General features: G+C 70.2%; 16 protein-coding genes. 2 read left to right on the top strand and 14 right to left on the bottom strand.

Annotated elements, in window-relative coordinates; translation table 11 throughout:
• Position 1 precedes the first annotated feature (1 nt).
• The 12 genes from nuoL to ACF1DX_RS08500 are packed head-to-tail and all read right to left on the bottom strand — an operon-like array spanning position 2 to position 12,849.
• Positions 2-1,966 carry an NADH-quinone oxidoreductase subunit L gene (gene nuoL, locus ACF1DX_RS08445; protein ID WP_391790395.1) on the bottom strand — a complete coding sequence of 655 codons (1,965 nt, stop codon included), beginning with the start codon at positions 1,964-1,966 and terminating at the stop codon, positions 2-4.
• A 14-nt stretch (positions 1,967-1,980) separates the two neighbouring features.
• Positions 1,981-2,280, bottom strand: coding sequence for an NADH-quinone oxidoreductase subunit NuoK (gene nuoK / locus ACF1DX_RS08450; RefSeq protein ID WP_004927567.1), 300 nt, complete (start codon positions 2,278-2,280; stop codon positions 1,981-1,983).
• Complete coding sequence (locus ACF1DX_RS08455; protein ID WP_391790396.1) at positions 2,277-3,134, bottom strand: NADH-quinone oxidoreductase subunit J; 858 nt, start codon at positions 3,132-3,134, stop codon at positions 2,277-2,279. The genes nuoK and ACF1DX_RS08455 overlap by 4 nt, the downstream gene beginning before the upstream one ends.
• Positions 3,131-3,772 (bottom strand): NADH-quinone oxidoreductase subunit NuoI, encoded by a 642-nt coding sequence (gene nuoI / locus ACF1DX_RS08460; RefSeq protein WP_391790397.1) that lies wholly within the window; start codon positions 3,770-3,772, stop codon positions 3,131-3,133. Before nuoI ends, ACF1DX_RS08455 begins: the two co-directional genes overlap by 4 nt.
• Positions 3,765-5,141: an NADH-quinone oxidoreductase subunit NuoH gene (nuoH, locus tag ACF1DX_RS08465; RefSeq protein WP_391790398.1), complete on the bottom strand. Its 1,377-nt coding sequence runs from the start codon at positions 5,139-5,141 to the stop codon at positions 3,765-3,767. The genes nuoI and nuoH overlap by 8 nt, the downstream gene beginning before the upstream one ends.
• Positions 5,138-7,642 carry an NADH-quinone oxidoreductase subunit G gene (locus ACF1DX_RS08470; protein WP_391790399.1) on the bottom strand — a complete coding sequence of 835 codons (2,505 nt, stop codon included), beginning with the start codon at positions 7,640-7,642 and terminating at the stop codon, positions 5,138-5,140. The genes nuoH and ACF1DX_RS08470 overlap by 4 nt, the downstream gene beginning before the upstream one ends.
• On the bottom strand, positions 7,639-8,988 hold the full coding sequence (gene nuoF / locus ACF1DX_RS08475; protein WP_391790400.1) for an NADH-quinone oxidoreductase subunit NuoF: 1,350 nt from the start codon (positions 8,986-8,988) through the stop codon (positions 7,639-7,641). The genes ACF1DX_RS08470 and nuoF overlap by 4 nt, the downstream gene beginning before the upstream one ends.
• On the bottom strand, positions 8,988-9,857 hold the full coding sequence (gene nuoE / locus ACF1DX_RS08480) for an NADH-quinone oxidoreductase subunit NuoE (RefSeq protein ID WP_391790401.1): 870 nt from the start codon (positions 9,855-9,857) through the stop codon (positions 8,988-8,990). Before nuoE ends, nuoF begins: the two co-directional genes overlap by 1 nt.
• A complete protein-coding gene (locus tag ACF1DX_RS08485) occupies positions 9,854-11,176 on the bottom strand; it encodes an NADH-quinone oxidoreductase subunit D (RefSeq protein ID WP_391790402.1) in 1,323 nt (440 codons plus the stop codon). The genes nuoE and ACF1DX_RS08485 overlap by 4 nt, the downstream gene beginning before the upstream one ends.
• Positions 11,173-11,925, bottom strand: a complete 753-nt coding sequence (locus ACF1DX_RS08490) for an NADH-quinone oxidoreductase subunit C (protein ID WP_391790403.1) — start codon at positions 11,923-11,925, stop codon at positions 11,173-11,175. The genes ACF1DX_RS08485 and ACF1DX_RS08490 overlap by 4 nt, the downstream gene beginning before the upstream one ends.
• Entirely contained in the window at positions 11,922-12,476 is a 555-nt protein-coding gene (locus ACF1DX_RS08495; RefSeq protein ID WP_010041554.1) for an NADH-quinone oxidoreductase subunit B family protein, read from the bottom strand. Before ACF1DX_RS08495 ends, ACF1DX_RS08490 begins: the two co-directional genes overlap by 4 nt.
• A 13-nt stretch (positions 12,477-12,489) precedes the next feature.
• Positions 12,490-12,849, bottom strand: coding sequence for an NADH-quinone oxidoreductase subunit A (locus ACF1DX_RS08500; RefSeq protein WP_003974383.1), 360 nt, complete (start codon positions 12,847-12,849; stop codon positions 12,490-12,492).
• A 907-nt stretch (positions 12,850-13,756) separates the two neighbouring features.
• Here ACF1DX_RS08500 and ACF1DX_RS08505 point away from each other — a divergent pair.
• The gene (locus tag ACF1DX_RS08505; RefSeq protein WP_391790404.1) at positions 13,757-14,593 is read left to right on the top strand and encodes a C40 family peptidase; all 837 of its coding nucleotides are present in this window, start codon (positions 13,757-13,759) and stop codon (positions 14,591-14,593) included.
• 279 nt (positions 14,594-14,872) lie between these two features.
• Here ACF1DX_RS08505 and ACF1DX_RS08510 read toward each other — a convergent pair whose 3' ends face one another.
• Together ACF1DX_RS08510 and ACF1DX_RS08515 are read right to left on the bottom strand one after the other, a co-directional pair.
• Complete coding sequence (locus ACF1DX_RS08510) at positions 14,873-16,552, bottom strand: hypothetical protein (RefSeq protein ID WP_391790405.1); 1,680 nt, start codon at positions 16,550-16,552, stop codon at positions 14,873-14,875.
• A 134-nt stretch (positions 16,553-16,686) separates the two neighbouring features.
• Positions 16,687-17,970: a geranylgeranyl reductase family protein gene (locus ACF1DX_RS08515; RefSeq protein WP_391790406.1), complete on the bottom strand. Its 1,284-nt coding sequence runs from the start codon at positions 17,968-17,970 to the stop codon at positions 16,687-16,689.
• 98 nt (positions 17,971-18,068) lie between these two features.
• On the opposite strand from ACF1DX_RS08515, the gene ACF1DX_RS08520 reads away from it, so the two are divergent.
• Positions 18,069-18,590, top strand: coding sequence for a GNAT family N-acetyltransferase (locus ACF1DX_RS08520; RefSeq protein ID WP_391790407.1), 522 nt, complete (start codon positions 18,069-18,071; stop codon positions 18,588-18,590).
• Positions 18,591-18,637: the final 47 nt, after the last annotated feature.

Below are 18,637 nucleotides of genomic sequence, written 5' to 3' on the forward strand. Positions count from 1 at the left end.
ATCAGACCGCCCTCATCAGCAGGGTCGCGGCGACCAGGACCGCCGCTCCCCCGAACATCGAGACCGCGTAGGACCGCGCGAAGCCGTTCTGCAGCCTGCGCATCCGCCCGGACAGGCCGCCCATGGAGGCCGCCGTGCCGTTGACGACCCCGTCGACCAGGGTGTGGTCGACGTAGACCAGGGAGCGGGTGAGGTGCTCACCGCCGCGGACCAGGACCACGTGGTTGAAGTCGTCCTGCAGCAGGTCGCGCCGGGCGGCCCGGGTGAGCAGCGACCCGCGCGGGGCGACGGCCGGCACCGGACGGCGCCCGTACTGGGCCCAGGCGATGGCCACGCCGATGACCATCACGGCGACCGTGGAGGCGGTCACCGTCATCGCGCTGATCGGCGCGTGACCGTGGTCGTGGCCGGTGACGGGCTCCAGCCAGTGCATAAAGCGGTCGCCGATGCTGAAGAAGGCACCGCCCGCGACCGACCCGACGGCCAGCACGATCATCGGGATCGTCATCACCTTCGGGGACTCGTGCGGGTGCGGCGGCGTGTACTCGCCCCGCGTCTCGGCGGCGGGCTCCACGTCGGGAGCGGCCGGGGACGGCGTCGGCGCGTTGCGCCAGCGCTCCTCGCCGAAGAACGTCATCAGCATCACGCGCGTCATGTAGTACGCGGTGATGGCCGCGCCCAGCAGGGCGCAGGCGCCGAGGATCCAGCCCTCGGTACCGCCCTTGGCGAACGCCGACTCGATGATCTTGTCCTTGGAGAAGAAGCCGGACAGGCCCGGAAAGCCGATGATGGCGAGGTAGCCGAGACCGAAGGTGACGAACGTGACCGGCATGTACTTCCGCAGGCCGCCATAGCGCCGCATGTCGACCTCGTCGTTCATGCCGTGCATCACGGAGCCGGCGCCGAGGAACAGCCCGGCCTTGAAGAAGCCGTGCGTCACCAGGTGCATGATCGCGAAGACGTAGCCGATGGGGCCGAGGCCGGCGGCGAGCACCATGTAGCCGATCTGCGACATGGTCGAGCCGGCCAGCGCCTTCTTGATGTCGTCCTTCGCGCAACCGACGATCGCACCGAAGAGCAGCGTGACCGCGCCGACGATGGTGACGACCAGCTGGGCGTCCGGGGCGCCGTTGAAGACGGCCGCGGAGCGGACGATCAGGTACACGCCCGCCGTCACCATGGTCGCGGCGTGGATCAGGGCCGAGACGGGGGTCGGGCCCTCCATCGCGTCCCCGAGCCAGGACTGCAGCGGCACCTGGGCGGACTTGCCGCAGGCGGCGAGCAGCAGCATCAGCGCGATCGCGGTGAGCTTGCCCTCGCCGGCCTGCCCGGCGAGACCGGGCTCCTCCAGGGTGCCGAGCACCGGCCCGAAGGCGAAGGTGCCGAACCACAGGAACATCAGCATGATCGCGATGGACAGGCCCATGTCGCCGACGCGGTTGACCAGGAAGGCCTTCTTCGCCGCCGTCGCCGCGCTGGGCTTGTGCTGCCAGAAGCCGATCAGCAGGTAGGAGGCGAGACCGACGCCCTCCCAGCCGACGTACAGCAGCAGGTAGTTGTCGGCGAGGACGAGGATCAGCATCGCCGCGAGGAACAGGTTCAGATATCCGAAGAAGCGGCGGCGCCGCTCGTCGTGCTCCATGTACCCGACGGAGTACAGGTGGATCAGCGAGCCGACGCCGGTGATCAGCAGGACGAACGTCATCGACAGCTGGTCGAGCCGGAAGGCGACGTCGGCCTGGAATCCCTCCACCGGGATCCAGCTGAACAGGTGCTGCGTGACGGTGCGTTCCCCGGCGCCCTTGCCGAGCAGGTCGGTGAACAGCACCAGGCCGAGCGCGAAGGAGACGGCCGCGAGCAGCGTGCCGATCCAGTGGCCCACGGCGTCCAGCCGGCGTCCGCCGCACAGCAGGACCGCCGCTCCGAGCAGGGGCGCCGCCACCAGCAGCGCAATCAGGTTCTCCACGATTCAGCAGCCCCTCACAGCTTCATCAGGCTGGCGTCGTCGACCGAGGCCGAGTGGCGGGAACGGAACAGGGACACGATGATCGCCAGCCCGACCACGACCTCCGCGGCGGCGACGACCATCGTGAAGAACGCGATGATCTGGCCGTCGAGGTTGCCGTGCATCCGGGAGAAGGCGACGAACGCGAGGTTGCAGGCGTTGAGCATGAGCTCGACGCACATGAACACGACGATCGCGTTGCGCCTGATCAGTACGCCGGTGGCGCCGATCGTGAACAGCAGCGCGGCCAGGTAGAGGTAGTTCACGGGGTTCACTTCGACGCCTCCTCGGCCCGCTTGAAGGTCGGCGCGTCGATCGCGGTGCGCTCCAGGCGCTCCTCGGCGCGCTGCTCCATCGCCCGCAGGTCGTTGATCGCCTCCTGCGACACGTCACGGATCTGGCCGCGCTCCCGCAGCGTCTTGCTGACGGTGAGCTCCGACGGGGTGCCGTCGGGCAGCAGGCCCGCGATGTCCACCGCGTTGTGCCGGGCGTACACACCGGGTGCCGGCAGCGGCGGCAGGTACGTGCCCTCGCGGACGCGCCGCTCGGCCAGCTCCCGCTGCGTCTTCGCGCGTTCGGTGCGCTCGCGGTGGGTGAGCACCATGGCGCCGACGGCGGCCGTGATGAGCAGGGCGCCGGTGATCTCGAAGGCGAAGACGTACTTGGTGAAGAGGAGGGCCGCCAGGCCCTCCACGTTGCCGCCCGCGTTCGCCTCGCCGATGCCGTTGAACTCGCTGAGCGAGGCGTTCCCGATCCCGCCGATCAGCAGGACGCCGAAGCCGAGCCCGCACAGCAGGGCCAGCCAGCGCTGGCCCTTGATGGTCTCCTTCAGGGAGTCCGCCGCGGTGACGCCGACGAGCATCACCACGAACAGGAACAGCATCATGATCGCGCCGGTGTAGACGACGATCTGGACGACGCCCAGGAAGTAGGCGCCGTTGGCGAGGTAGAACACCGCCAGGATGATCATGGTGCCGGCGAGGCAGAGCGCGCTGTGCACGGCCCGCTTCATGAAGACGGTGCACAGGGCGCCGATCACGGCGACCGTGCCGAGGATCCAGAACTGGACGGCCTCTCCGGTGGAGGTGCCCGCGGAGAGAGCCGCCGCGGCGGCGAGCTGCCCGGTCATCGCCCGATCACCTTCTCCGACGCCGGTTCCTCCGGGCCGAAGGTGGAGGCGGCCTCCTGGACCACCTCTCCCTTGGAGTGGGCCGCCTGCTGCTCCGTACCGGGCGCGGCCTCGGTCACCAGGCCCCGGTAGTAGTCCTGTTCGTCGGTGCCCGGGTACATGGCGTGCGGGGAGTCGACCATGCCCTCCTCCAGACCGGCGAGCAGCTGCTCCTTGGTGTAGATGAGGTTGGCGCGGCTGGAGTCCGCCAGCTCGAACTCGTTGGTCATCGTGAGCGCGCGCGTGGGGCACGCCTCGATGCACAGCCCGCACAGGATGCAGCGGGCGTAGTTGATCTGGTAGACGCGGCCGTACCGCTCGCCGGGCGAGTAGCGCTCCTCCTCGGTGTTGTCCGCGCCCTCGACGTAGATCGCGTCGGCGGGACAGGCCCAGGCGCACAGCTCGCAGCCGACGCACTTCTCCAGGCCGTCCGGATGGCGGTTGAGCTGGTGCCGTCCGTGGAAACGCGGAGCGGTGGTCTTCCGCTGCTCCGGGTACTGCTCGGTCAGCCGCTTCTTGAACATGGCCTTGAAGGTCACGCCGAAGCCGGCCACGGGGTTCAGGAAACCGGGCTCGGTCCCCTTGGGCTCCTCAGCCATCGGACGCCTCCTTTCCATCCGTGGATCCGACCGGAGATCCGTCACTCTGAGTATCGGGTGCACCACTGACAATCAGCTCCCGCTCCCGGCGCGAGCGGCGTCGCGGGACCGGCGGCATCTCCTGTCCCGGCAGCGGCGGTACGGGGAATCCGCCGCCCATGGGGTCGAAGGCGGGCGGGCCCTCGGCGGGCTGCCCGGCCTCCTTCCCCTTGCCGCGGAACAGGTCGGCGACGAAGGACAGCAGCAGGAGGGCGAGGACGGCACCGCCGATGTAGAGGGCGATGTCGGCGAAGTCGTAGTTCTCGTTCCGCAGCGCCCGCACGGTGGCGACGAGCATCAGCCACACCAGGGAGACCGGGATGAGGACCTTCCAGCCGAGCTTCATCAGCTGGTCGTAGCGCACGCGCGGGAGCGTGCCGCGCAGCCACACGAAGCCGAACAGCAGGGAAAGGAGCTTGCCGGTGAACCAGAGCATCGGCCACCAGCCGTGGTTCGCGCCCTCCCAGAACGTGCTGATCGGCCACGGGGCCCGCCAGCCGCCCAGGAAGAGGGTCACGGCGACGGCCGAGACGGTCACCATGTTGATGTACTCGGCGAGCATGAACATCGCGAACTTGATCGACGAGTACTCGGTGTTGAAGCCACCGACCAGGTCGCCCTCGGACTCGGGCATGTCGAAGGGGGCGCGGTTGGTCTCGCCGACCATCGTCACGATGTAGATGAGGAAGGAGACCGGCAGCAGCAGGACGTACCAGCGGTCGGTCTGCGCCCCGACGATCGTCGACGTCGACATCGACCCCGAGTACAGGAACACGGAGGCGAACGCGGCGCCCATGGCGATCTCGTACGAGATCATCTGCGCGCAGGAGCGCAGGCCGCCCAGGAGCGGATAGGTGGAGCCGGAGCTCCAGCCCGCCAGGACGATGCCGTAGATGCCGACCGAGGCGACCGCGAGGATGTACAGCATCGCGATCGGCAGGTCGGTGAGCTGCATGGTGGTGCGCTGGCCGAAGATCGAGACCTCGTTGCCGGCCGGGCCGAAGGGGATCACCGCGAACGCCATGAAGGCCGGGACGGCCGCGACGATCGGCGCGAGGACGTAGACGGCCTTGTCCGCGCGTTTGACGACGACGTCTTCCTTGAGCATCAGCTTCACGCCGTCGGCGAGCGACTGGAGCATGCCCCAGGGGCCGTGCCGGTTGGGGCCGATGCGCAGCTGCATCCAGGCGACGACCTTGCGCTCCATGACGATGGAGATCAGCACGGTCACCATCAGGAAGGCGAAGCAGAACACCGCCTTGACGACGACCAGCCACCAGGGGTCGGTGCCGAACATCGAGAGGTCTTCAGCGGCGAGGTACGGGCTCATGCCTCCACCTCCTCGGTGGCCTCGTCGGCGGGCGTCGCCGGGCCGATACGGACGAGTGAGCCGGGCAGTGCCCCGGTGCCGGAGGCGACGCCGCCGCCGACGGAGTTCAGCGGGAGCCACACCACGCGGTCGGGCATCTCGGTGACGGCCAGCGGCAGCCGGACCGTTCCGGCGGTGCCGGTCACCGCGAGCAGGTCGCCGTCCTTGACGCCGGCCTCGGCGGCCGTGGCGGCCGACACGCGCGCGTGGGCGGCGTGCCGGGTACCGGCGAGCGCCTCGTCGCCGCGTTGCAGGAGGCCGTGGTCGAGCAGCAGCCGGTGCCCGGCGAGCACGGCCTCCCCGGCGGCCGGCCGGGGCAGCGCGCCCGCGGTCTCCAGCGGGTCGGTGGCCCGGGGGCCGTCCCAGGCACCGAGCCGGTCGAGCTCCGCGCGGATGGTGCGCAGGTCCGGCAGCCCCAGGTGGACGTCCATGGCGTCGGCCAGCATCTGCAGCACGCGCGCGTCGGTGGGCGCGACCCGCCGGGTCATCTGGTCGGGCTTGAGCGCCGCCTCGAACATGCGGACCCTGCCCTCCCAGTTGAGGAAGGTGCCGGCCTTCTCCGCGACCGCGGCGACCGGCAGGACGACGTCGGCGAGTGCGGTGACCTCGCTGGGCCGCAGCTCCAGCGACACCACGAACCCGGCCTCGGCGAGCGCGGCACGCGCGCGTGCCGGGTCGGGCAGGTCGGCGACCTCCACGCCCGCGACCAGCAGCGCCTGGAGCTCACCGCGTGCCGCCGCCTCGACGATCTGTCCGGTGTCGCGGCCGTAGCGGTGCGGCAGCTCGGCCATGCCCCAGAGGGCGGCGACCTCCTCACGTGCGCGCGGGTCGGTCGACGGGCGGCCGCCGGGCAGCAGCGCCGGCAGCGCCCCCGCCTCCACGGCGCCCCGCTCCCCGGCCCGGCGCGGGATCCACACCAGCCGGGCGCCGGTCGCGGCGGCGAACCGGACGGCCGCGGTCAGGCCGCCCCGTACGGCCGCCAGCCGCTCGCCGACGACGACGACCGCGCCCTCGCCCCGCAGCGCCTCGACGGCCCTGGCCCCGTCGCCCTCCAGGCCGACGCCGCCGGCCAGGGCGTCCAGCCACTCGGTCTCGGTGCCGGGAGCCGCCGGCAGCAGCGTGCCGCCGGCCTTTTCCAGCCCGCGCGTGGCGTGCGTGGCCAGGGCGAACGTCTTCTGTCCGTGCTTGCGCCAGGCCTTGCGCAGCCGCAGGAAGACGCCGGGCGCCTCCTCCTCGGACTCGAACCCGACCAGCAGGACCGCGGGTGCCTTCTCCAAGTACGTGTACGTGACGCCCGTACCGTCGAGATCGCGGCCGCGGCCCGCCACCCGCGCGGCGAGGAAGTCGGCCTCCTCGGCGCTGTGCACGCGCGCGCGGAAGTCGATGTCGTTGGTGGCGAGCGCCACCCGCGCGAACTTGCTGTACGCGTAGGCGTCCTCGACGGTGAGCCGGCCGCCGGTCAGGACACCGGTGCGGCCGCGCGAGGCCAGCAGTCCCTGCGCCGCGATCCGCAGCGCGTCCGGCCAGGACGCCGGTTCCAGCTCGCCCTCCGGGTTGCGCACCAGCGGCGTGTCGAGACGGCCCGGCATCTGCGCGTACCGGAACGCGAAGCGCCCCTTGTCGCAGATCCACTCCTCGTTGACCTCGGGGTCGTGCGCGGCGAGCCGCCGCATGACCTTGCCGCGCCGGTGGTCGGTGCGGGTGGCGCAGCCGCCGGAGCAGTGCTCGCACACCGACGGCGACGAGATCAGGTCGAAGGGACGGGAGCGGAACCGGTACGCCGCCGAGGTGAGCGCGCCGACCGGGCAGATCTGGATGGTGTTGCCGGAGAAGTACGACTCGAAGGGGTCGCCCTCGCCGGTGCCGACCTGCTGGAGCGCGCCCCGCTCGACCAGCTCGATCATCGGGTCGCCGGCAACCTGGTTGGAGAACCGGGTGCAGCGGGCGCACAGCACGCACCGTTCGCGGTCGAGCAGCACCTGGGTGGAGATCGGGACGGGCTTCTCGTAGGTGCGCTTCCTGCCCTCGAAGCGGGACTCGGCGTTGCCGTGCGACATCGCCTGGTTCTGCAGCGGGCACTCGCCGCCCTTGTCGCAGACCGGGCAGTCCAGCGGGTGGTTGATGAGCAGCAGCTCCATCACACCCTTCTGGGCCTTCTCCGCGACCGGCGAGGAGAGCTGCGTCTTCACCACCATCCCGTCGGTGCAGGTGATGGTGCAGGACGCCATGGGCTTGCGCTGGCCCTCGACCTCGACGATGCACTGCCGGCAGGCGCCGGCCGGGTCGAGGAGCGGGTGGTCGCAGAACCGGGGGATCTCGATGCCGAGCTGCTCGGCGGCCCGGATGACCAGGGTGCCCTTGGGCACGCTGATCTCGGCGCCGTCGATGGTCAGCGTCACGAGGTCCTCGGGCGGGACCGCCGCCTCTCCGCCTCCGGAGGGAGCGCTCGTGGTCACCGTCATGCGTTCACCTCCGTACGGTGGTCGGCCCAGGCCGTCGACCTGGCCGGGTCGAAGGGGCAGCCACGGCCCGTGATGTGCTCCTCGTACTCCTCGCGGAAGTACTTGAGCGAGGAGAAGATCGGCGAGGCGGCGCCGTCGCCGAGGGCGCAGAAGGACTTGCCGTTGATGTTGTCGGCGATGTCGTTCAGCTTGTCGAGGTCGGCCGTCCGCCCCTTGCCGGCCTCGATGTCCCGCAGCAGCTGGACCAGCCAGTACGTGCCCTCGCGGCAGGGGGTGCACTTGCCGCAGGACTCGTGGGCGTAGAACTCGGTCCAGCGGGTGACGGCGCGGACGACGCAGGTCGTCTCGTCGAAGCACTGCAGGGCCTTCGTGCCGAGCATGGAACCCGCGGCGCCCACTCCTTCGTAGTCGAGGGGGACGTCGAGGTGCTCGTCGGTGAACATCGGTGTCGAGGAGCCGCCCGGCGTCCAGAACTTCAGCCGGTGGCCCGGGCGCATCCCGCCGCTCATCTCCAGCAGCTGGCGCAGGGTGATGCCGAGGGGCGCCTCGTACTGTCCGGGGTTGGCGACGTGGCCGCTGAGGGAATAGAGCGTGAAGCCGGGGGACTTCTCGCTTCCCATCGAGCGGAACCATTCCTTGCCCCGGTTCATGATGGCGGGAACCGACGCGATCGACTCGACGTTGTTCACCACAGTCGGGCACGCGTAGAGGCCCGCGACGGCAGGGAAGGGGGGACGGAGCCGCGGTTGACCCCGGCGGCCTTCGAGCGAGTCGAGCAGTGCGGTCTCCTCACCGCAGATGTACGCGCCCGCGCCCGCGTGCACGGTGAGCTGGAGGTCGAGTCCGCTGCCCAGGATGTTCTCGCCGAGGAAGCCGGCCGCGTAGGCCTCGCGCACGGCCTCGTGCAACCGCCGCAGAACGGGGACGACTTCACCACGCAGATAGATGAAGGCATGAGACGACCTGATGGCATGACAGGCGATGACGATGCCCTCGATGAGGCTGTGCGGGTTCGCGAAGAGGAGCGGAATGTCCTTGCACGTTCCGGGCTCCGACTCGTCGGCGTTGACCACCAGATAGTGGGGTTTCCCGTCCCCCTGGGGAATGAACTGCCACTTCATTCCCGTCGGGAAGCCGGCGCCGCCGCGCCCGCGCAGACCGGACTCCTTGACGTACGCGATGACGTCGTCCGGTGACATGGCGAGCGCCTTGCGCAGCCCCTCGTACCCCTCGTGCCTCTTGTAGACGTCCAGCGTCCAGGACTCGTCCTCGTCCCAGAAGGCCGACAGCACGGGTGCGAGCAGCTTCTGTGGGCTCATGTCCTTGAGTTCGGGTGCCAAGGTCATCACTCCCCCTCCTCGGCGGTGGGCCCGGCGGGGTGCGCCGGGTCGGAGGCCGATGTGTCCTGCGGCGCGTCGTGCGAGCTGAGGTGCTCCGTCGGTGACGGCTCGTGCGGCGGGGTGTCCCGGGGCGCCTCCCCGCGCGGGTGCACCACGCGCGCGGGCGCGGCCTCCCCCTTGGCCAGCTTCAGGCCGATCAGGGAGGCGGGGCCCGCGCTGCCGGTGGCCTCGACGGCGCCCTCGCGCGTGTCGGGGAAACCGGCCAGGATGCGGGCGGTCTCCTTGAAGGTGCACAGGGGCGCCCCGCGGGTGGGGGCGACCGGGCGGCCGGCGCGCAGGTCGTCGACCATGCGCTTGGCGCTCTCGGGGGTCTGGTTGTCGAAGAACTCCCAGTTCACCATCACCACGGGCGCGAAGTCGCAGGCCGCGTTGCACTCGATGTGCTCCAGGGTGACCTTGCCGTCGTCGGTGGTCTCGCCGTTGCCGACGCCCAGGTGCTCCTGGAGCTCCTCGAAGATCGCGTCACCGCCCATGACGGCGCACAGGGTGTTGGTGCACACCCCGACCTGGTAGTCACCGCTCGGCTTGCGCCGGTACATGGTGTAGAAGGTGGCGACCGCGGTCACCTCGGCCGTGGTCAGGTCCAGCATGTCCGCGCAGAACCGCATCCCGGTGCGCGTGACGTGGCCCTCCTCCGACTGCACGAGGTGCAGCAGCGGCAGGAGGGCGGACCGGGAGTCCGGGTAGCGGGCGATGACCTCGCGCGCGTCGGCCTCCAGCCGGGCCCGGACGTCGTCCGGGTAGGCGGGTGCGGGCAGTTCGGGCATGCCCAGGCTGACGCCCCGCTCGGACCGCTCCGAAGAAGAGGTGGTCACCGGTCGACGCCTCCCATCACGGGGTCGATGGACGCGACGGCGACGATGACGTCGGCGACCTGGCCGCCCTCGCACATCGCCGCCATGGCCTGCAGGTTGGTGAAGGACGGGTCGCGGAAGTGGACCCGGTAGGGGCGGGTGCCGCCGTCGGAGACGACGTGCGCCCCGAGCTCGCCCTTGGGCGACTCGACCGCCGCGTACGCCTGTCCCGGCGGGACCCGGAAGCCCTCGGTGACCAGCTTGAAGTGGTGGATCAGGGCCTCCATGGAGGTGCCCATGATCTTCTTGATGTGGTCGAGGGAGTTGCCCAGTCCGTCCGGTCCCAGGGCGAGCTGGGCGGGCCAGGCGATCTTCTTGTCGGCGACCATGACCGGTCCGGGCTGGAGCCGGTCCAGGCACTGCTCGACGATGCGCAGCGACTGGCGCATCTCCTCCAGCCGGATCAGGAAGCGGCCGTAGGAGTCACAGGTGTCGGCGGTCGGGATCTCGAAGTCGTAGGTCTCGTATCCGCAGTACGGCTGTGCCTTGCGCAGGTCGTGCGGCAGGCCGGTGGAGCGCAGGATCGGACCGGTGGCGCCGAGGGCCATGCAGCCGGCCAGGTCGAGGTAGCCGACGTCCTGCATGCGGGCCTTGAAGATGGGGTTCCCGGTGGCGAGCTTGTCGTACTCCGGGAGGTTCTTCCTCATCGTCTTCACGAACTCGCGGATCCGGTCCACCGCGCCGGGCGGCAGGTCCTGGGCGAGTCCGCCGGGGCGGATGTACGCGTGGTTCATCCTCAGCCCGGTGATGAGCTCGTAGAGGTCGAGAATGAGTTCACGATCACGGAATCCGTAGATCATGATCGTGGTGGCGCCGAGTTCCATGCCGCCGGTGGCGATGCACACCAGGTGGGAGGAGAGCCGGTTCAGCTCCATCAGGAGCACCCGGATGACGGTGGCCCGGTCCGGGACCTGGTCCTCGATGCCGAGGAGCTTCTCGACGCCCAGGCAGTACGCCGTCTCGTTGAAGAACGACGTCAGGTAGTCCATGCGCGTCACGAACGTGGTGCCCTGGGTCCACGTGCGGTACTCGAGGTTCTTCTCGATGCCGGTGTGGAGGTAGCCGATGCCGCAGCGGGCCTCGGTGACCGTCTCGCCGTCGATCTCCAGGATCAGACGGAGCACTCCGTGGGTGGACGGGTGCTGCGGACCCATGTTGACGACGATGCGTTCGTCGTCGGCGCGGGCCGCGGTCTCGACGACCTCGTCCCAGTCTCCGCCGGTGACCGTGTACACGGTGCCCTCGGTGGTCTCCCGAGGAGAGGCGTGCGAAGTGCTCATGAGTACGACCTCCGCTGGTCCGGAGCCGGGATCTGGGCGCCCTTGTACTCGACGGGGATGCCGCCGAGGGGATAGTCCTTGCGCTGCGGATGGCCCTGCCAGTCGTCCGGCATCATGATCCGCGTGAGGGCCGGGTGACCGTCGAAGACGATGCCGAAGAAGTCGTACGTCTCGCGCTCGTGCCAGTCGTTCGTCGGGTAGACGGAGAACAGCGACGGGATGTGCGGGTCGCTGTCGGGGGCGCTGACTTCCAGGCGGATCAGCCGGTTGTGGGTGATCGAGCGCAGGTGGTAGACGGCGTGCAGCTCGCGGCCCTTGTCGTTCGGGTAGTGCACGCCGCTGACGCCGGTGCACAGCTCGAAGCGCAGGGCGGGGTCGTCGCGCAGGGTCCTCGCGACCCGGACCAGGTGCTCGCGCTCGATGTGGAAGGTGAGTTCGCCGCGGTCGACGACCGTCTTCTCGATGGCGTTCTCCGGGAGCAGGTCCTGCTCCTCCAGCGCGCCCTCCAGCTCGTCGGCGACCTCGTCGAACCAGCCGCCGTAGGGGCGGGACGCCGGTCCCGGGAGCCGGACCGAGCGGACCAGTCCGCCGTAGCCGGAGGTGTCGCCGCCGCCCGCGGCGCCGAACATGCCGCGCTGGACGCGGATCTCCTCGCCGCCCTGACCGCGCCGGCCGGGGAGGTTCTCGGCGGAGAGGTCCTTCTCGGGGTTCACCCCGTTCGCCCCGCCCGCGCCGTTCGCGTCGCTCATCGCAGCAGCCCCTTCATCTCGATCGTGGGCAGGGCCTTGAGCGCCGCCTCCTCCGCCTCACGGGCCGCCTCCTCGGCGTTGACGCCGAGCTTGGAGGTCTGGATCTTCTGGTGGAGCTTGAGGATGGCGTCCATCAGCATCTCGGGGCGGGGCGGGCAGCCGGGGAGGTAGATGTCGACCGGGACGATGTGGTCGACGCCCTGCACGATCGCGTAGTTGTTGAACATGCCGCCCGAGGAGGCGCAGACCCCCATGGAGATCACCCACTTGGGGTTCGGCATCTGGTCGTAGACCTGCCGCAGCACCGGCGCCATCTTCTGGCTCACCCGCCCGGCGACGATCATGAGGTCCGCCTGCCGCGGCGATCCGCGGAAGACCTCCATGCCGAAGCGCGCCAGGTCGTAGCGGCCGGCGCCGGTGGTCATCATCTCGATGGCACAGCAGGCGAGGCCGAACGTGGCGGGGAAGACGGACGACTTGCGCACCCAGCCCGCGGCCTGCTCGACGGTGGTGAGCAGGAATCCGCTCGGCAGCTTTTCTTCGAGTCCCATGACTAGTGGCCCCTCAGTCCCATTCCAGGCCGCCGCGCCGCCATACGTACGCGTACGCGACGAAGACGGTGAGCACGAAGAGCAGCATCTCCACGAGCCCGAAGATCCCCAGGGCGTCGAAGGTGACGGCCCAGGGGTAGAGGAAGACGATCTCGATATCGAAAATGATGAAGAGCATCGCCGTCAGGTAGTACTTGATGGGGAAGCGCCCGCCGCCGGCCGGCGTGGGGGTCGGTTCGATACCGCACTCGTACGCCTCGAGCTTGGCGCGGTTGTACCGCTTCGGACCGATCAGCGTGGCCATGACCACGGAGAAGATCGCAAAGCCTGCCCCGAGGGCTCCCAGTACGAGGATGGGCGCATACGCGTTCACCGCTCCTCGCTCCTCTCAGTCGGCATTGACTGCAATGGGGTCCCCCCGGGGGTGAGCGAAGCCGAGCCCCTGGGGGAGGTGGTGCGTCGGGCTCGCCCCGCCTCAACAGCCCCACGAACCACGCCCGCCCCGGCGAAGATCGAGAACATGTGAAGCAGGTCACAAGCCCAACCGCTCCGCATCCTATGCCTGCGGGTCTGTGATCTGCGACACGGGGTATCGCACAAGCTTTGTGATCTCCACCACCTGACGAACGATCATGAAGTCGGATGAGCGGTGATCTTCACACGCCAAGCATCCAGGCGATCACCAAAGGTGACATTTTGCCTCGTCGGCGCAGCTCAGAGCAGCCGTCTCCATATCAAGAGGCTTCCCGCGCATGCAAATTGGCGCTGGACTCGATCTCTTGATAGAGGAGCGTTCACACATCAGGGGGGGATCAGGGGCGGGATGTGGACGTGTGCACGCGTTCACGAAGTCCCGGCGGCGCGATCCGACCCGCACTCCGGTCGCCGCCCCGGCCACCGTCCCGCCGTCGATCCGGCCGCCGACCCGAGCCCGCTCCGGCCGCCGCTCCGGCCGGCGACGTCCGCATCGACGCCCGCATCGATCCGGACGTCGATCCCGGCGGCCGGCCGAGGCGCGGCCGGCGCTCTCGGACGCGACGGTGCGGGTAATCGTTCCGTGACCTCCGCCACATTCACGAGAGGCGCCTGAGAGGAGGGGTTGGCCAACCAGTCCCACCAGTGGTAGGCGCGGGGCAATTCGGACGTAACGATGAAAGTACGTGATCACGGGCCGATCACGGACGCCCGCAATGTCCGTTAGGGCGTCAATAAAAAGCGACACGCCCGGGATTCGGAGTCCCGATTGAACAACTGTGGCGCAGCACACGTTTCTTGAAGGTATGAAGCAGTCCCTGGTACCGGTTGTTCCCATGTCCCACACCGCTCACATACGCAGCCACCGGAAGCCCCGCCGCACCGCCCAGTCCACGATGGCGATGCGGGCCGGCGTTGCCGGTGGCGTCCTCAGCACCCTGGCAGTGGCCGGGGCGTCGGGTTCGGCGAACGCTGCCGAGCCGGTGACGCAGACCCTCGAACTGCCGACCCTGACGGCTGACCTGGCCGCCCAGGTCGCCCAGTCCGCGGACGCCACCCAGCAGGCCGCCGCGAACTACCAGCTGCGGGCCGAGCGTGACGCGGCCGCGGAGCAGGCCGCCAAGGAGGCCAAGGCCGACCTCGCGGTGGCCAAGAAGAAGGCCGAGGCGAAGAAGAAGGCCGCCGAGGAGGCCCGCAAGGCCGCCGCCGAGCGCGCCACCCGCAGCGCCGAGCGCACCACCCTCACCACCACCGCCGCCGCCACCACGACCGCCTCCGCGCCGGCCAGCGGCAGCGTCGCGACGGTCATCGCCTTCCTTCAGGCGCAGGTGGGCGACGCCTACGTCATGGGCGCCTCGGGCCCCAACGCCTGGGACTGCTCCAGCCTGGTCCAGGCCGCGTTCAAGCAGGTCGGCGTCGACCTGCCGCGCGTCTCGCAGGACCAGTCGATGGCCGGCACCGACATCCCGCTGTCCCAGATCCAGGTCGGCGACATCCTCTACTGGGGCGGCAAGGGTTCCGCGTACCACGTGGGTGTCTACATCGGCGGCGGCCAGTACCTGGACGCGGCCAACCCCTCCAAGGGCGTCGTCATCCAGGACCTCTCCGGCTACCCCGCGTCGGGTGCCGTGCGCGTGCTCTGAGCCGCGCCCCGTCATGGGCCGGAGGGTCGCTGCCGCTCGGGGGCAGCGGCCCTCCGGTGTTCCCGCACACCGGGCCGAGATCGCCCGATTGCCCGAATCATCCCGCTGCTCGGGCGGGTTGGCGGCGTCGATACGCACCCACCGGGCGTCGTACGGCCCCGTGACGGCCCCTCACGGGGCCCCGGTACGGACGCCGACGGCCGGAGTCCGCCCTCCGGACCCCGGCCGCCCACAGCGCCGCTCACGGCTTCGCGCCGCGTGGGCGCTCGCTCACGCCTCTCAGGCGATGGCCCCGCCCGTCCGCCGCGCCCGGCGGCGCAGCAGCACGGTCACGCCCGCGCCGAGGCCCAGCGCCAGCAGTGCCGCCCCGCCGATCAGCGCCGTCCCGCCGGCGCCGGTGGACGCCAGACCGCCCTGGACGCCGCCGGACGTACCGTTCGCACCGGAACCGGAGGAACCGGTACCGCCGTCCTGCCCGGAACCGGACGAGGACGAGGGCGAAGGCGAAGCGGACGGCGTGGCGCCGCCGCCGTCCTGACCCGTTCCGCCGTCCGTCTGCCCATCTGAGCCGTTCAGGACGATCCAGGCCGAATTGTTCGCGCGATTCGGCTCGGCAGGGTCGCCCGACTCCGGCAGCGCCACCTCGCCCTTGGCGTTCTCGACGACCCGGTCGACGCGCAGCTCGAACGGGTAGGTGAACTCGGCGTCCTCCAGCAGCGGGGTGCTCACCCGGCAGCGGTAGCCCTTCTCGTCCTCGGCGAGGGTGGTCTCCCGGCACTTCTCCGGGGCCTTGGTGACGGTCGCCCCTTCGGGAACCTCCACCGTGAAGGAGAAGGACTCACCGCCGGACCGCAGGGCGCTGATCCAGGCCGGCCCGTGGTTGCGGAAGCCGATCTCCGCCGTGACGGTGTCGCCGGCCCCGGCGTCCAGCGAGGCGCCGGTCAGCTCCAGGTCGTAGGTGTTCGTCGTGGGCAGGTCCAGCTCCGCGTACCGGGTGTAGTCCGCGGGGTCGGCGTCGGAGACCTGCCTCAGCTCCAGGTCCACTCCGTTGCCCTGCCGGTACTCCTCCCCCTCGCGCAGGCCGTCCGCCTCGCCCGGCGGTACGGCCGTGAAGGAGTAGGTGAAGATGTCGCGCAGCGCGAAGTCGGCGGTGCCCACCTTCAACGGCTGGGCGAGCGCGTACGCCGCACCGGCGTCGATGGTGTCCGGGAACGTGCAGATGACGTCGGTGCCCTGCCGCAGCAGCGGGCCGGTGGTCACCTCGGAGTAGGCGCAGTTGCCGAACGAGTCGGGGAAGGACACCCCGCGCGAGCCGTGGAACCGCAGCACCGCGCCCTCGGCGGGCAGGGTGCCCACGTTGCGCAGGCCCACGGGGGCCTTGTAGGTGTCGCCCGCCTTCAGATCACCGGGCAGGGGCAGCGTGCGGTTCAGGAACTCGGGGCCGCCGACGAGCACGTCGATGTCCAGCGGTGTGAAGTCCAGCCCCTCGCCCTCGCCGGTGACCTTGATGCTGCCGAAGTCCCCGGCCTCGCTGTCGTCGTCGAGGTCGAGCCGGATCTTGCCGACGCGGTTGTACTGCTGACCGGCGTACAGCTCCCGGCCCGTGCAGGTGGCGACGAGGCCGTCGGCGTCGCAGGGGAGGTCCACCGAGGCGACGCCCTCCAGCCCGGTGGCGTCGATGCGGATCGTGTAGTCGCCGGTGAACACGGGCGGGACGACGCCGTCGCCCTCGAACTCCTCCCCCGGGACATTCAGCCGCAGGTCGATCTGCGGTTCCGGGGAGTCGCCGCTGCCGGACCCCAGCGACAGGTCGACCCGGTCCTCGCCGGTGATGGTCACGGGGAGGGGCTCGTCGGCCGCCCGGGCGGTGCCCGCGGCACCGGCCGCGACCAGACTCGCGGCGGCCACCAGCCCCAGGGCTCTGAGCGGCCCGGTCCGCCGTTGTGCCTGCTGTGTCATGGAAGGCTCTTTCGTCGTACGGGACGTGCCTGAGTGGTTACGTCCCGTACGACCCCGGCCGCGGCCGGTCAGTTGTCCACCGGCGTATTACGCGATGATCACGATCGGACGCCCCGTCAGAACCGTCCGGCCGGTCACGCCTTCGGTGCCACCTTGCTCAGGCCGTTGATGATGCGGTCCATCGCGTCGCCGCCCGTCGGGTCGGTCAGGTTGGCGAGCAGCTTCAGGGTGAACTTCATCAGCATCGGGTGCGTCAGTCCGCGCTGGGCGGCGATCTGCATGATCTTCGGGTTGCCGATGAGCTTCACGAAGGCCCGGCCGAGCGTGTAGTAGCCGCCGTAGGTGTCCTTCAGCACGCGCGGATAGCGCTGGAGGGCGATCTCCCGCTGGGCCGGGGTGGCCCGCGCGTGGGCCTGGACGATCACGTCGGCGGCGATCTGCCCGGACTCCATGGCGTAGGCGATGCCCTCGCCGTTGAAGGGGTTCACCAGTCCGCCCGCGTCACCGACCAGCAGCAGGCCGCGCGTGTAGTGCGGCTGGCGATTGAAGGCCATGGGGAGCGCGGCGCCGCGGATCGGGCCGGTCATGTTGTCCGGGGTGTAGCCCCAGTCCTCCGGCATCGAGGCGCACCAGGCCTTGAGCACCTCGCGCCAGTCCAGTTCCTTGAAGGAGTCGGTGGTGTTGAGCACGCCGAGGCCGACGTTGCTGGTGCCGTCGCCCATGCCGAAGATCCAGCCGTAGCCGGGCAGCAGCCGGTCCTGCGGGCCGCGGCGGTCCCACAGTTCCAGCCAGGACTCCAGGTAGTCGTCGTCGTGGCGGGGCGAGGTGAAGTACGTACGCACCGCGACGCCCATCGGCCGGTCCTCGCGCCGGTGCAGCCCCATCGCCAGGGACAGCCGGGTGGAGTTGCCGTCGGCGGCCACCACCAGCGGGGCGTGGAAGGTGACCTCCCGCTTGTCCTCGCCGAGCTTGGCCTTCACGCCGGTGATGCGCCCGGTGCGGTCGTCGATGACGGGCCCGCTCACGTTGCAGCGCTCGTGCAGCCGGGCGCCCGCCTTCTGGGCCTGCCGGGCGAGCTGCTCGTCGAAGTCGTCGCGCTTGCGGACCAGGCCGTAGTCGGGGAAGGAGGCGAGTTCCGGCCAGTCGAGCTGGAGGCGGACCCCGCCGCCGATGATGCGCAGGCCCTTGTTGCGCAGCCAGCCGGCCTCCTCGGAGATGTCGATGCCCATGGCGACGAGCTGCTTCGTGGCGCGCGGGGTGAGGCCGTCGCCGCAGACCTTCTCCCTCGGGAACTCGGTCTTCTCCAGCAGGAGCACGTCGAGTCCGGACCGGGCCAGGTGGTACGCGGTGGCGGAGCCGGCTGGCCCCGCGCCCACGACGATCACATCGGCGGTGTTGTCGGAGAGGGGCTCGGTCACGGCGGGATCTCCCCAAGTTCGAAATCTGCGTGCCGACCGGCACTGGACACGGGCAGTCTATTCAGCACGAGTGATCACCCGGCTGAAGGGCTGCCCCCGTGAACCGAGCTCTCCCCGTCGTACGGCTGCGCGTCCCCACCCACGAGGACGCCTTCGCCTGGCACCGGATCTTCGACGACCCGGACGTCATGGAGTTCCACGGCGGCGCGCCGGCGGAGCTGTCGGTCTACGAGGAGCTCACCGCCCGCCAGCGCCGGCACGACGCCCAGCTCGGCTTCTGTCTGTGGACCATGCTCGACGAGTCCGGCCGGGTCATCGGCTTCACCGGCGCCCAGCCGTGGGAGCGCGACTGGGGCCCGACGGGCGAGATCGAGATCGGCTGGCGGCTCGCGCGGGAGCACTGGGGCAAGGGGTACGTCACCGCCGCGGCCCGGCAGACCCTGGAGCGGGTGACGGCGGCGGGCCTGACGGGCGTGGTGGCGATGGTGGACGCCCGCAACTCCCGTTCCATAGCGGTCACCCGGCGGCTCGGGATGCGCCTCGCCGAGACGTTCACGATCCCGTCCTCCCGACAGGAGGGCCACTGCTACCGGCTGGACCTTGACCCCGACACCCTATAGTCACTCAGGGTAATCAATTGTCACGGAAAGCCACTTTCTGCTTCCGG

The sequence above is a fragment of the Streptomyces sp. NPDC014676 genome (genome assembly GCF_043084105.1).
Classification (GTDB): domain Bacteria; phylum Actinomycetota; class Actinomycetes; order Streptomycetales; family Streptomycetaceae; genus Streptomyces.

Bases quoted from the DNA above. Each gene is read 5' to 3' on its own strand.
- ACF1DX_RS08455 (WP_391790396.1), bottom strand. From the start codon at position 3,134: ATGACCGGGCAGCTCGCCGCCGCGGCGGCTCTCTCCGCGGGCACCTCC.
- nuoI (WP_391790397.1), bottom strand. From the start codon at position 3,772: ATGGCTGAGGAGCCCAAGGGGACCGAGCCCGGTTTCCTGAACCCCGTG.
- nuoH (WP_391790398.1), bottom strand. From the start codon at position 5,141: ATGAGCCCGTACCTCGCCGCTGAAGACCTCTCGATGTTCGGCACCGAC.
- ACF1DX_RS08470 (WP_391790399.1), bottom strand. From the start codon at position 7,642: ATGACGGTGACCACGAGCGCTCCCTCCGGAGGCGGAGAGGCGGCGGTC.
- nuoF (WP_391790400.1), bottom strand. From the start codon at position 8,988: ATGACCTTGGCACCCGAACTCAAGGACATGAGCCCACAGAAGCTGCTC.
- ACF1DX_RS08485 (WP_391790402.1), bottom strand. From the start codon at position 11,176: ATGAGCACTTCGCACGCCTCTCCTCGGGAGACCACCGAGGGCACCGTG.
- ACF1DX_RS08490 (WP_391790403.1), bottom strand. From the start codon at position 11,925: ATGAGCGACGCGAACGGCGCGGGCGGGGCGAACGGGGTGAACCCCGAG.
- ACF1DX_RS08495 (WP_010041554.1), bottom strand. From the start codon at position 12,476: ATGGGACTCGAAGAAAAGCTGCCGAGCGGATTCCTGCTCACCACCGTC.
- ACF1DX_RS08505 (WP_391790404.1), top strand. From the start codon at position 13,757: ATGAAGCAGTCCCTGGTACCGGTTGTTCCCATGTCCCACACCGCTCAC.
- ACF1DX_RS08510 (WP_391790405.1), bottom strand. From the start codon at position 16,552: ATGACACAGCAGGCACAACGGCGGACCGGGCCGCTCAGAGCCCTGGGG.